10 protein-coding genes are annotated in these 13,553 nt (G+C 35.1%); 2 read left to right on the top strand and 8 right to left on the bottom strand.

All coding sequences use genetic code 11. The features are described from left to right. The first annotated feature begins 17 nt into the window (after positions 1-17). Positions 18-1,499 carry a S10 family peptidase gene (locus tag PBT91_RS06710; RefSeq protein WP_270061007.1) on the top strand — a complete coding sequence of 494 codons (1,482 nt, stop codon included), beginning with the start codon at positions 18-20 and terminating at the stop codon, positions 1,497-1,499. A gap of 74 nt (positions 1,500-1,573) precedes the next feature. Here PBT91_RS06710 and PBT91_RS06705 read toward each other — a convergent pair whose 3' ends face one another. The 6 genes from PBT91_RS06705 to PBT91_RS06680 all read right to left on the bottom strand — a co-directional run bounded on the left by PBT91_RS06705 (position 1,574) and on the right by PBT91_RS06680 (position 10,108). Continuing rightward, a complete protein-coding gene (locus PBT91_RS06705; protein ID WP_270061006.1) occupies positions 1,574-2,356 on the bottom strand; it encodes an SDR family oxidoreductase in 783 nt (260 codons plus the stop codon). 104 nt (positions 2,357-2,460) lie between these two features. Beyond that, positions 2,461-3,756 carry a threonine synthase gene (gene thrC / locus PBT91_RS06700; protein WP_270061005.1) on the bottom strand — a complete coding sequence of 432 codons (1,296 nt, stop codon included), beginning with the start codon at positions 3,754-3,756 and terminating at the stop codon, positions 2,461-2,463. Positions 3,757-3,760: 4 nt separating this feature from the next. Then, entirely contained in the window at positions 3,761-4,681 is a 921-nt protein-coding gene (locus PBT91_RS06695) for a homoserine kinase (protein WP_270061004.1), read from the bottom strand. A gap of 2 nt (positions 4,682-4,683) precedes the next feature. After that, complete coding sequence (gene thrA / locus PBT91_RS06690; RefSeq protein ID WP_270061003.1) at positions 4,684-7,131, bottom strand: bifunctional aspartate kinase/homoserine dehydrogenase I; 2,448 nt, start codon at positions 7,129-7,131, stop codon at positions 4,684-4,686. A 347-nt stretch (positions 7,132-7,478) separates the two neighbouring features. Continuing rightward, positions 7,479-8,942, bottom strand: a complete 1,464-nt coding sequence (locus tag PBT91_RS06685) for a magnesium chelatase (RefSeq protein WP_270061002.1) — start codon at positions 8,940-8,942, stop codon at positions 7,479-7,481. Positions 8,943-8,956: 14 nt separating this feature from the next. After that, complete coding sequence (locus PBT91_RS06680) at positions 8,957-10,108, bottom strand: vWA domain-containing protein (RefSeq protein ID WP_270061001.1); 1,152 nt, start codon at positions 10,106-10,108, stop codon at positions 8,957-8,959. Positions 10,109-10,311: 203 nt separating this feature from the next. Here PBT91_RS06680 and PBT91_RS06675 point away from each other — a divergent pair, with 203 nt between their 5' ends. Beyond that, a complete protein-coding gene (locus tag PBT91_RS06675; protein WP_270061000.1) occupies positions 10,312-11,409 on the top strand; it encodes an endonuclease/exonuclease/phosphatase family protein in 1,098 nt (365 codons plus the stop codon). Here the strand turns inward: PBT91_RS06675 and PBT91_RS06670 are convergent. Beyond that, positions 11,393-11,797, bottom strand: a complete 405-nt coding sequence (locus tag PBT91_RS06670; protein ID WP_270060999.1) for a response regulator — start codon at positions 11,795-11,797, stop codon at positions 11,393-11,395. The two genes, PBT91_RS06675 and PBT91_RS06670, sit on opposite strands and share 17 nt — an antisense overlap. Positions 11,798-11,848: 51 nt before the next feature. Next, positions 11,849-13,537: a PAS domain-containing protein gene (locus PBT91_RS06665; RefSeq protein WP_270060998.1), complete on the bottom strand. Its 1,689-nt coding sequence runs from the start codon at positions 13,535-13,537 to the stop codon at positions 11,849-11,851. Positions 13,538-13,553 lie beyond the last annotated feature (16 nt).

Genomic DNA, 13,553 nt, shown 5'->3' with positions numbered 1-13,553 from the left:
AAACAAATTAATCCAAAATGAAGAAAATTTATACTATTTTTTTCTTGCTTATTGCAAGCATTTCTTTCGCACAACAAGTAAAAGTACCGGTAGATACTACCGTAGTAACTAACCATTCTGTTACAATTAACGGTAAGAATATTAATTATTCAGCAACAACGGGTATGCAGCCGGCATGGGATAAATCTGGAACTCCAATTGCCAGTTTGTACTATACATATTATCAAAAAAAAGATATTAAAAATACTGAAAATCGACCTTTAGTCATCTCTTTTAATGGTGGGCCCGGTTCGGCGTCAGTTTGGATGCATATAGCATACACCGGCCCAAGAATCCTAAAAATTGATGATGAAGGATTCCCCGTACAGCCTTATGGAATTAAAGAAAACCCATATTCCATTTTAGACGTTGCTGATATTGTTTATGTGAATCCTGTAAACACTGGTTATTCTCGACCTATTCCTGATAAAGATGGGAAAGTTGATAAAAGTAAATTCTTTGGCGTGAATGCCGATATTAACTATTTAGCGGAATGGTTAAATACTTTTGTAACTAGAAACAATCGTTGGTTATCACCAAAATATTTAATTGGTGAAAGCTACGGAACTACCCGAGTTTCAGGCTTGGCTTTAGAACTTCAGGAAAGTCAGTGGATGTATTTAAACGGAGTTATTTTAGTTTCTCCTACTGAATTAGGTATCGACAGAGAAGGCTCTGTTGAAGTCGCCAACCGTTTGCCTTATTTTGCTGCTACCGCATGGTATCATAAATTGCTTCCGCAGGAATTGCAGAGTAAATCACTCAACGAGCTTTTAGAAGAAGTTGAAGCTTACAGTATCAATGAAGTGCTTCCTGTTTTAGTTAAAGGTGGATTTACTTCCGAAGAAACTAAGAATGCTATTGCTGAAAAAATGGCGTATTACTCCAGCATCGATAAAAAAGTATTTCTTCAGAATAATTTAGAACTACCAATTGGTGCCTTCTGGAAAGAACTGAGAAGAGATGAAGGTTTTACTGTTGGACGTTTGGATTCTCGCTACTTAGGTATCGATAGAAAAGAAACTGGTAATTATCCAGATTATAATGCTGAATTAACTTCTTGGTTGCATTCCTTTACTCCGGCTATAAACTATTATTTACGTGAAGATCTCAACTTTAAAACTGATCTTAAATATTTTATGTTTGGCCCTGTACATCCTTGGGATCGTACACGTAATAATACTGGAGAGAATTTAAGACAGGCTATGGCCCAAAATCCAAATTTAGATGTGATGATCCAGTCTGGTTATTTCGATGGTGCGACTACCTATTTTAACGCTAAATATAGTATGTGGCAATTAGACCCAAGCGGAAAAATGAAAGATCGGCTTTCGTTTAAAGGTTATGAAAGTGGCCATATGATGTATTTGCGAAAAGAAGATCTAAAAACGGCAAATGATGATATTCGTGAGTTTATAAAAAATAGTTTACCGGCTGAAGGTGCCTCAGCAAAGTACTAAGTTTTAGAAATTTTTAGAACTAAAAAAAGCCTTTCTAAAATAGAAAGGCTTTTTTAATTTATCACAATCAATATTTAAGCGTTCCCATACATATTTGATTCTCCACCGTCAATGGCAAGAGTCTGCCCATTTACATATCCATTATCGTCACTTAATAAAAACGCAACTACTTTTGCTACATCGTTTGGATCACCTAAGGCTCTAGTGGGGTTTCGACTTGCATATTCTTTTTCGGCTGCTTTAGGATCTGATGGATTTACCTGCTTAAAAGATCCGGCTACCATAGGTGTTAAGATAGCTCCTGGTGCAATCGCATTGGTCAAAATTCCATATTGTCCATATTCAATTGCTGCATTTTTCGTCATTCCGCTTACTGCGTGTTTACTAGCAACATAAGGTGTTTGATTAATTACACCACGAATTCCGCCTACAGATGCTACATTTACAATACGACCGTAGCCCTGCTCTTTCATTACAGGAATTACGTATCGAAGTCCAAAATAAACACCCATTAAGTTAATATCAATTACTTTTTTAAACACATCCATGTCGTAATCGGCCATTAAAGCTTGTTTACCTTCTATCCCCGCATTGTTATAAAAAGCATCAATTCTTCCGTATTTCTCTACTGTTTTATCCACGTAAGCTTTAACCTGATCTTCTTTAGAAACATCAGCGCTTATCGTTAATATTTCAACATCAGAAAACTGCTCTTTCAACTTTTCCTCGGCGTCTGCCAAAGCTTTATCGTTATAATCTACTAAAACCAATTTAGCTTTTTTAGCAGCCAACTCTTCAGCAGCAGCATAGCCCAAACCAAGAGCCGCGCCTGTAATAATTATAATTTTATTTTCCATAACTTTCAATGTTTCAATTTAATACATTAAAGATATGGAATGCTCGATTTGTCATCAATTTACAAGCATTAAAAAATGCTTAAAATTTACCGAATTTAAGATTTCTACTTTAGCAAAAAGGCTTTTAAATCTTCGTAATCTCTAATTGAAATAGCTTTTTTCTCTTTATCGAGAACCGATTTGATTGCATCTGGAATTTCAATTTCTTTTCCGATTGCTTCCTGAACTGTTTCTCGAAATTTACAAGGATGGGCAGTTTCTAAAAAGGCGCCAACCTCATCAGGATGTGTTTCAAAATAGCCTTGCAATCCAAGATAACCAACCGCTCCATGAGGATCCATCACATAGCCTGTTTCCTTATAAACTGAATCCATAGCTTGTTTGGTAACCTCATCATCATAACTGAAGCTAGTCAGGTTTTCTTTTACATTTCCGTATTCATTTTGGAATAATTGCAAAATCCGTACAAAATTACTTGGATTACCGATATCCATCGCGTTAGAAATTGTTGAAACACTTGGTTTTGGCTGGTAATTGCCTGTTTCTAAATAATCAGTTATCGTTCTATTGGAATTATTAGCGGCTATAAAATGTTTTATAGGAAGCCCTAATTCTTTAGCGACCATCCCGGCACAAATATTTCCGAAATTACCACTGGGCACAGAAAAGACAATATCTTTTCCTTCGGAAGCTAATTGGCGATAGGCTAAAAAGTAATAAAACATCTGCGGAAGCCAGCGCGCTACATTAATCGAATTTGCTGAAGTTAACTGGCGTTTCGACTGAATTTCATCATCTAAAAATGCCTGCTTCACCATATCCTGGCATTTATCAAAAGCGCCATCAATCTCTAAAGCGGTTACATTTTGCCCAAGCGTGGTTAATTGCTTTTCCTGTATTTTACTCACTTTCCCTTTAGGGTATAAAATCACCACATCGATACCTTCTACTCCTAAAAATCCATTAGCGACTGCCCCTCCTGTATCTCCAGACGTAGCTACCAAAACAGTTACTTTACCCACTTCATTTTTGGTAATAAAATAACCTAAACTTCCCGCCATAAAACGAGCACCAACATCTTTAAAAGCTAAAGTTGGTCCATGAAAAAGCTCTAAAGTATAAACGTTGTCTTTTATGTGAACTATCGGAAACTCAAAATCTAAAGTTGTAGCAATAATTTCTTTAAGCTCTTTTTCAGGAATTTCATCACCCACAAATTGTTTAATGGCCTGATAAGCCACTTCAGTTTGTGGTAAATCAGGTAGTTTTTCAAAAAAAGAATCCGGTAATTTTTCGATATTTTCGGGAAAATATAATCCTTTATCGGGAGCCAGCCCTCTAATTACCGCATTCTCAAAACTGGAAGAATGACTTCGATTATTCAGACTAAAATAGTTCATTGTTTTATAAGATTTTAACTCCTTCAGGGTTTATTTTTGATACATGAAGATCGTAGGTTATACTTTGTTTTTCCATAAATTGAGCAATCTGCTGTTTTACATTTTCAGCTTGCTCGCGGCCACGACACATTGCGTAAACCGAAGGCCCAGATCCTGAAATTCCGAATCCGAGTGCGCCACTTTCTAAAGAAAGTACTTTAATTTCATCGAAATATGGTATTAAAATAGAACGAATCGGTTCTACAATTTCATCTTTTAAGCTTCTGCCCAACAAATCATAATCGTTAGTATATAAAGCGCTTACCAATGCGCCCAAATTCCCCCATTGGCTTACCGCTTTATCCAAACTAATATTGCGTTTGATGATTGCACGAGAATCTTTCGTTTTCACTTCAATTTGCGGATGAAGAATTACTACATTCAATTCTTCCGGAGATGGTAGCGATAAAACCTCTAAAGGATAATAACTTTTTACTAATGTAAATCCGCCTAACAAGGCCGGCGCCACGTTATCGGCATGCGCATTTCCGCTAGCCAATCGTTCTCCTTCCATCGCAAAAGGTATCAATTGATTTTTAGTAAATGGGGAACCTAATAATTTATTTACGGCAAAGACAGCACCGGCAGAACTGGCAGCACTACTACCAATTCCGCTTCCTGCTTTTATTTTCTTATAAATTTCGATATCAAAACCGGCGTTAGATTGCAGCTTTTCGAGCATAGCTTTTACTGCTACACCTGCTACATTCTGATCAACTTCCATAGGAAGATCTTGTCCTTCCAATTTGGTAATTCGAAGCTCGTTAAAATCGTTCTTTTTAATGACCATCTCGTCGCCAACATTATCCAGACAGCAACCTAAAACATCGAAACCGCAAGAAAGATTAGCCACCGTTGCCGGCGCAAAAACTTTTATTTCTTCCATGGTTATTTTTTACCTATTCGTATAACATCAGCAAAAATTCCTGAAGCGGTTACATCGGCTCCGGCACCTGCTCCTTTTACGATTAGTGGTTGTACACTGTATCGATCGGTAAAGAATAATACGATATTATCGCTACCGCTTAAATTATAAAATGGATGCTCGGAACCTACTTTTTGTAATCCTACCGAAGCTTTACCATCTTCAAGCTGGGCTACATATTTTAACTGAGCCCCTTCTTTTGCTGCATCTTCGTAGATTTCTTTGAATTTACCTTCATCTTGCTGAAGTAATTTAAAGAAATCTTCATTATTCTCGGTATTTAGGCTTTCTTCGGAAAGGAAACTTTTATTTTCAATATCACTAAGCTCCATTTTCAATCCGCTTTCACGGGCCAAAATCAATATTTTACGAGCTACATCTACCCCGCTTAAATCGATTTTAGGATCAGGTTCCGTATACCCCTCTTCCATCGCTTGCTCTACCGTTTTGTAGAAAGGTTCAGTAGCATTATAGGTATTAAAAACAAAATTTAAACTACCCGATAATACCGCCTGAATTTTATGAATTCTATCTCCGGAAGCGATTAAATTTTTAAGGGTATCGATAATCGGTAATCCGGCACCTACATTGGTTTCATAAAGGAAAGAAGCTCCATATTCTCTAGACAGTTCTTGTAAATGCTGATAGTTCACCAAATCGTCTGCGGCTGCAATTTTATTACAGGTAACCACGGCAATGGAGTTTGCTAAATATTCTTTATACCATTTTGAAATCTCGGCACTTGCCGTATTATCTACAAAAATGCTGTTTCTAAGGTTGAATTCTTTAACACGATTAAAAAAGTCGTGCTTACTGGCTTTTTCACCATTGCCTAAGGCTTCTTCCCAATTGCTTAAATCGAGTCCGTTTTCATCAAAAACCATTTTTCTGGAATTCGATAAACCAAGAACACGAACTTTCAATCGTAGATTTTCAAGTAAGTATTTTTCCTGTTTCTTTAATTGCGCTAACAATTTACTTCCTACATTTCCTACACCGGTTATAAATAGGTTTAGTTCTTTAGAAGGTACTTCAAAAAATTGCTCGTGAAGCGTATTGAGGGCTTTATTGATATCTTTTTTAGCAATGATTGCAGATATATTACGCTCTGAAGATCCTTGCGCTATGGCTCTAATATTAATATTATTATTCCCTAGTGCGCTAAACATTTTACCGCTTAACCCGTGGTGACTCTTCATTCGATCTCCTACTAAGGCAATAATGGCTACATTTCCTTCAATTTCTACCGGTTTGATCTTTTGATAGTCGATTTCTACCGCAAAAGCTTCATCTAAAGCCTCTTTTGCAACCTGAGCTTCATCTCCTTTTACAGCTACACAAATACTATGTTCTGAAGATGCCTGAGTGATAAGAACAACATTGATATTCTCCTGATAAAGTGTTTCAAAAAATCGCTTAGAAAAACCTGGAATCCCAACCATTCCACTACCTTCAATATTTAATAATTTGATATCGTCGATATGCGTTATACCAGTAACCCATCTAAAGTTTTCTTCACTAGATTTAGAAATCAATGTACCGGCATCATCTGGTGAAAATGTATTTTTTATATGAATTTGAATCCCTTTATCCAATAAGGGTTGAAGCGTTGGTGGATATAGAACTTTAGCTCCGAAATGCGATAATTCCATCGCTTCCTGATACGATATTTTTTCTAGCGGATACGCCTGATGCACCACATTTGGATTTGCAGTGTACATTCCGTTTACATCGGTGTAAATGATTACTTTGGCAACATCTAAAGCACCACCAAAAATTGCAGCTGTAAAATCGCTACCGCCTCGTCCTAAAGTACTGGGTACACCTTGTTCATTTTTTGCTACAAATCCAGGAACCACAAATAAACTAGCATCATTTTCTTTAAAATACTGAACTACATTTTTATTCGTCAGTTCATAATTCAGCTGAATCTTTTCATTGTTATTCTTACAAACAATCAACTCTCTAGAATCAATTAAGAGTGCATCGGTAGCCAGACTTTTAAAATACTCCGCAATAATTAAAGAGGACAATATTTCACCAAAACTAGACACTACATGTTTGGTTTTGTTGGAAAGTTCGTTTAGCAAATACACCCCTTCATATAAAGTTTCCAAACGATTAAATTCGGTTTTTACTTTACTTAGAACTCCGCTTTGATTTTGTACCGGAATTAATTCTTTTACCGCATCTAAATGTCTTTTTTCATTTTTTGCAAGAATTTGTTTATAAGCTAAATCCTCATTAGCGGCAAGATCTGCCATTTTTAAAAGATCGTTGGTAACCCCTCCAAATGCCGAGAATACTGCTAAGGTTTTATCTTGTTGCACATGCTTTTTTACAGTTTCAGCTACAAGTTTGATTCGCTCCGGAGAGGCTAAAGAAGATCCTCCGAATTTTAGGATATTCATAAGAATAATTTAAAAGTTGAAATAAAAGTTTAAGTTTCGTTGAAAAACGTGTGTGAGTGCGGACGGAAAATTATATACATATTACCCCAAAGGGGTAATAAATGTGCGAGTAATAATAATAGAAATAGCAGCTCCTGTTGTAGAAGTAATCCCAGAACCATTATTTAATTTAAAACTCTTCATTATTTTCCTTAAAAAGATGTGATAAAAGTATACAAATAAGAACATAAAAAAAACTAAAACCTCTCTTTTGCTGAAAAAATGTGAGATTTTCATAATTTCGAAAAAACAAAAGCCCGATTTTTAGTGAAATCGGGCTTTTGTTCTTTTTATTTCAATAGGAAAAATTATAATCCGCTGATATAACTTCCGTAAAGATCATTAAATTGAATACCTTTTGTATAGCGTTGTTTACTAAGCTTCTTAAATTCAACTAATCCCCATAGCAAAAATTCTTTTAGAAAATAGGTGTCGATTTTATCCATTTTGGGTTGATATTTTTCGATCAGCTCATTTAATGGCTCTATTTCATCTAGCTTTTTCTTATATTCTTCATCGGTTAAATTATCAGGTAATTCAAAACCGGTTTGTTCAAAAAACCATTCTACCAAATTATCATACGGTGTTTTATCATCAGGCCTTTGCAGTTTCTCAATCTTTGGGAAATACTCTGGAAATAGTGTTTTTACCGCATCGCCTAACAACTGTGTTGCAACGGCTGCAGCACCTTCTTGCTCGCCTTCGTAAACCAGCTCTACTTTACCAGTTACTGAAGGAATTACCCCCATAAAATCACCAAACCTTAGTAAGGTTTTTTCTTCGCCATTCTTCAAGGTTCGTCGTTCTGCAGCACTTAATAAATTTTCGTAAGCAGTAATGCTCATTCGGGCACTAATACCACTTTTCTCATCGATAAATTCGCTTTCGCGAGCTTCAAAACCAATTTGCTCTAATAAATCTTTAGCTAATTCTGGAACATATACCATATCGGTTTGTCGGGAATCTAATTTAGCTTCTTGCTGCGTGATCGTTTTGGCGATCTCAATAGTTTCCGGATAATGCGTTAAGATCTGTGAACCAATTCTATCTTTAAGCGGCGTTACAATACTACCTCTATTGGTATAATCTTCGGGGTTTGCGGTAAATACAAATTGCATATCTAAGGGCAATCTGAGTTTAAAACCACGAATTTGAATATCGCCTTCTTGAAGGATATTAAAAAGGGCTACTTGAATTCTTGCCTGTAAATCGGGCAACTCATTAATTACAAAAATACTTCGATTAGCTCGCGGAATCATCCCAAAATGAATCACACGATCATCGGCATAACTTAGCTTTAAGTTAGCGGCTTTAATAGGATCGACATCTCCAATTAAATCGGCTACTGTTACATCTGGTGTGGCTAATTTTTCAAAAAACCTTTCACTACGATGAATCCAGGTTATTGGCGTTTGGTCTCCTTTTTCAGCGATTAACTCTTTAGCATAACGCGAGATTGGATGCAACGGATCGTCATTTATCTCGGAACCTTCAACTGCCGGGATGTACTGATCTAAAAGATTTAGCATTAAACGCGCTAACCTAGTTTTAGCCTGCCCGCGTAATCCTAATAAATTAATATTATGTTTCGATAAAATTGCACGTTCTAATTCAGGGATCACGGTATCATCATACCCATGGATTCCGGTAAATGCCGGTTCATCTTTTTTAATTTTTTCAATTAAATTATCACGAAGCTCGTCTTTTATACTTTTGCTAGTATATCCTGAAGATTTTAAATCTCCCAGAGTTTTCAATTTTTCAATATTCATATCTTCTTTTTCTTTTAGCCTCTAATTCTTTTTTTTCTGTTTGTTTCGTAATCTTCAAAAATCATTTCTCCTAAGCCTTGTAGGCCAGTGTAAAATGCTTTTCCTTGATTAGCTTGTGTAAACTCCCTTATAAATTGCATCAAATAAGGATCTTGAGCAATCATAAATGTCGTAATAGGAATTTGCAATTTTCTTGCTTGCTGTGCCATGTTATAGCACTTATCTACAATATAGGGATCTAAGCCCATACTGTTTTTATAATAACTCCCATCTCGTTCTCTAATACAGCTTGGTTTACCATCGGTAATCATAAAAATTTGTTTGTTGGTATTTCTCTTTCTTCGTAAAATATCCATCGCCAATTTTAAACCATCTACCGTATTCGTGTGGTAAGGCCCTACTTTTAAATATGGTAAATCTGCAATGGAGACCGGCCAGGCATCATTCCCAAAAACGATAATATCTAATGTATCTTTTGGGTAGCGCGTAGTAATTAATTCAGCCAAAGCCATGGCTACTTTTTTAGCCGGAGTAATTCGGTCTTCCCCATACAAAATCATACTATGGCTAAGATCGATCATAAGCACGGTACTCATTTGCGATTTGTAATGTGTTTCTTCAACCACCAAATCGTCATGCGTCATACTAAAATCACCAATACCATTATTGATTTGGGCATTTCGTAAACTTTCTGTCATAGAAATTCGGTCTAAAGAATCCCCAAACTGATAATTACGAAAATCGCCAGTATGTTCATCGCCACGGCCAACATGACTTGTACGATGATTCCCTGAATTACCTTTACGCATTTTTCCGAAAATCTGATCTAAAGCCTGCTGGCGAATAGCTCTTTCGGTTTTGGCGGTAATCTTTAAACTTCCCGAACCCTCACCTTCTCCATCAGCACCGTCTGGATCTAGTTCTTCTTTAATATAGCCTTTTTGTTTAAGATCTTCGATAAAATCTTCGATGGTATACTCGTCGTCGGTAAGTTTATATTCTTCATCTAACTGGCGTAACCAATCGAGCGCTTCGTCTAAATCTCCCGAAGTGTGGGTGATTAATTCTTTAAAAATTTCAAAGAGTTTTTCGAAAGGAGTTGTGCTTTCTTCTTCATATTTCTTGAAAACAAATCCCTTTTCCCTCATTTTTTCTTTCTTCTTCATAGCTTAAATTTAAGCTTTTTTCAGCAGAATTAAAATTGAACATTTCATAACTTTTCTTAATTGAAAAACTTATTAGTTAGTCTAGATATACGTTTATGCTTACGTTATTCTTTTCTTAAATACTTTCTAATTTTGCTGAATAATTAGAAATTTGACACTAATCTACATCAACCGGCTTCTCAAGCTAAAAATCGACTGTCAGCATGAAAACCGCTGAAATTATAATACTTTGTTTAAATATTATTTTCTTAATTCCTTCTATAGCTTCTATTACCAGGTTTGACCAGTGGTGGATTCGTGGTTTTGATTTTCCAAGAATACAAATCTCCTTTTGTCTATTAGTAATACTGAGTCTTTGTGTATATTATTATGATTATTCTAAAACTTGGCATTATGTAGGGTCTGGACTTTTAGTATTAAGCCTTGTGCATCAATTTTTCAAAATCTATCCTTATACCTATCTCTCTAAAAGACAAGTGGTAAAATTTAAAGGAAAGGAAAAAAATGATACCATTTCTATATTGGTAAGCAATGTCCTTACCACAAATAAACATCCTGAGAAGCTTATTTCTTTAGTTAAAGAAAGGGATCCAGATATTTTATTAACCTTAGAAAGTGATAAAAGATGGGAAAAAGCTTTAGAAGAAATCGAAGACCGCTACAAATATACAGTTAAAGTGCCTTTGGATAATCTTTACGGTATGCACTTATATTCAAAACTTGAATTAGTAGATACCGATGTACATTACCTTGTACAAGATGATATTCCATCGATACATGGTTTTGTAAAATTAAGAAATGGTGAATATGTAAAAATTCATTGTTTGCATCCTATGCCTCCAAGTCCTACGGAAAGTTATACCTCTACAAATCGCGATGCCGAAATTTTAATGCTAGGTCGAGATATCACTCCAGAAGATAGAAAAGTCTTAGTATTTGGCGATTTAAACGATGTGGCCTGGTCTAGAACTACTAAGTTATTTCAGGAAATGAGTGGACTTATGGATCCAAGAATTGGTCGTGGATTTTTTAACACGTTTCACACGGGTTATCCTTTACTTAGATGGCCTTTAGATCATGTATTTCACTCCAAAGATTTTACATTAATTGATATTGCTCGCGAAAAAAATATTGGTAGCGATCACTTTCCTATGTATATAAAATTGCATTACGAACCACGGGCTGAAAATGTTCAAGACGAATTAGAATTGGATCGGAAAGATGAGCAATGGGCTTTTGAAAAGATTGAGGAGGCACATCCTTTAGAAAAAAGTATTAATATGCCTAAAAAAATGAGTTAATCGGCTCGAGCTGCTTTAATGTTTTACAATGTTTTATCGTTACGGGCTTTTCAATGTAATCTATTACTCTCTGGTAATTTTTTGCCTTTAATCGATCTTTTTGATCTATCGAAGAAGTTACCATAATAACATTCATATTACCATATAATCGATGCTTTTTTAATTCATCTAAAAATTCCCAGCCATTCATTTCTGGCATATTAATATCTAGTAAAATTAAATAGCGCTTCTCAAAATCCTTAATCATTTTGGGATGATTTAGGTAATCAAGAGCTTCTTTTGCACTCTTGAATGCTAAAGGCTTAGAGGCGATACCGCATCTTAAAACCATTTTTTTTTGCATCATCAAAACAATATCATCGTCATCTACTAATATGACTTCTAACATAAGCTAAAGGTAGGTTTAGATTAAAGGTTCAATAGACTTGAGGGTATAAATCTAATTATTGTATGTTTTCTCAGCTATTTTTCTAACGATAGCATCCAAATCATCCGCGGAATTTAATAATTTTTCTAACAAATCTTCATTTTCTACGGCATTTTTTTTATCGTGCTTTATAAGTTGCACTAATCCCATGATTTTTGCTAGCGGTGCTCTAACCATATGTGACTGCTGCCAGGCGATTTCCTCCAGTTTACGATTTCTTTTTTCAATTTGTTTCAGATGCTCTATTTGCTGAGTAATATCTTGTTTTGACGCTATAATTTTTTCGGGTTTACCGTTCGAGCCAAAAACAATATAACTACGATCTAAAAAAACTTTATAAAATCCATTAGCGCATTTAAAACGATATTCAAGCTGAAATTTGCGTTCTCCAGAAACGATTGCCTTTTGAATCTTTTCATTTACTTGAACACGATCTTCAGGATGAATATTTTCATTCCACCAATCTATAAATTCATTTTGTTCAATTTCTTTAGGATCGTATCCGCAAACCTTATAAATCGCCTTAGAAATTTTTACAGTTTCATTTCGTATATCATACTCAGTTATTATATCACTGGTTGCTTCTGAAACAATTTCATAATTAGATAAACTTTCTGAAAGCCTATTTCTTTGCTCTACCAAATCGGTTACATCTCTGCTATTAATAACTATTCCCTTTACAGGGCCGTAATCTAAAAGGTTGGTAGCTTTAGTTTCAATAAAGCGACAATATCCATTACCATCAAAGTATCTATAGAAAGGAAAACTCGTTTTTTTATTTGGCACTTTTTTTACCGCTTGTAATAAAGTAGTTATATAGGGTTGATCTTCGGGATGTACATGATTTAGAAAACTTTGATGTTCGATATCTTCCAACTTAAAATGTAAAATATTCTCGCTACCAGGACTAACATATTTATATTTTAAATTTTTATCTAAAATGGCAATTAAATCACCACCTTCCTGAACCAAAGCCTTAAAACGCTCTTCGCTATTTTCCAGAGCTTTTTTAATTTTTAAGTTCTGTGTTACATCGTTGGCAATTGTTAATCTGGCGGCACGACCATCGAAATCTATAGGCGTACTGTGAAAATTAACTCGAATTAATTGTCCGTTTTTTTTTCTATGACCAATGGTATCCTTGAAGAACTCACTCGTTCGTTTTTTCTGAATTAATAATTGCTTTTTTTCTTCATCGACATCCCAAATTTTACTTGCAGATTTCTGTAAAAATTCTTCTTCAGAATAGCCATAATGATTTATAGCGGCTTGATTGACACTTAAAAACTTTAAAGTTTGGCGATCAAGAACCCACATTGGAAGTGGCGAAGCATAAAAAAGTGTTTTATAATTGTTCTCCGATCGCTCTATTTTGCACTTGTAATATTTACGCTTTATAGTAAAATCTATGCTGCGTTTTAAAGAAGATGGTGTTACTTCTGCTATATGCATATAATCTTCTATCCCTCTGGCAAAAGAGTCGTAGGCATATTTTCTAACTTTGCTATTTGTTATTATTAATACAGGAAAATCTTTATGGTGAGTTACAAAATCTAATATTTTATTTAAATTCGATTCTCTATAATTTAATTGCAAAACCAAAATGTCAAAGTCGCAATTTTCAATTAATATCCTTTTTAGAGAATCTAAGCTAGTACAATGTGAAATATAATTATGAGGTTCTTTTTTTAAAGCGCTCATAATTATTTCGGTTTCT

It is taken from the genome of Zunongwangia sp. HGR-M22 (assembly GCF_027594425.1).
Lineage (GTDB): Bacteria > Bacteroidota > Bacteroidia > Flavobacteriales > Flavobacteriaceae > Zunongwangia.
This window is presented reverse-complemented; position numbering and strand designations above follow the sequence as displayed.

Coding starts and splice junctions, on each gene's coding strand:
- PBT91_RS06710 (WP_270061007.1), top strand. CDS start 18: ATGAAGAAAATTTATACTATTTTTTTCTTGCTTATTGCAAGCATTTCT.
- PBT91_RS06705 (WP_270061006.1), bottom strand. CDS start 2,356: ATGGAAAATAAAATTATAATTATTACAGGCGCGGCTCTTGGTTTGGGC.
- thrC (WP_270061005.1), bottom strand. CDS start 3,756: ATGAACTATTTTAGTCTGAATAATCGAAGTCATTCTTCCAGTTTTGAG.
- PBT91_RS06695 (WP_270061004.1), bottom strand. CDS start 4,681: ATGGAAGAAATAAAAGTTTTTGCGCCGGCAACGGTGGCTAATCTTTCT.
- thrA (WP_270061003.1), bottom strand. CDS start 7,131: ATGAATATCCTAAAATTCGGAGGATCTTCTTTAGCCTCTCCGGAGCGA.
- PBT91_RS06685 (WP_270061002.1), bottom strand. CDS start 8,942: ATGAATATTGAAAAATTGAAAACTCTGGGAGATTTAAAATCTTCAGGA.
- PBT91_RS06680 (WP_270061001.1), bottom strand. CDS start 10,108: ATGAAGAAGAAAGAAAAAATGAGGGAAAAGGGATTTGTTTTCAAGAAA.
- PBT91_RS06675 (WP_270061000.1), top strand. CDS start 10,312: ATGAAAACCGCTGAAATTATAATACTTTGTTTAAATATTATTTTCTTA.
- PBT91_RS06670 (WP_270060999.1), bottom strand. CDS start 11,797: ATGTTAGAAGTCATATTAGTAGATGACGATGATATTGTTTTGATGATG.
- PBT91_RS06665 (WP_270060998.1), bottom strand. CDS start 13,537: ATGAGCGCTTTAAAAAAAGAACCTCATAATTATATTTCACATTGTACT.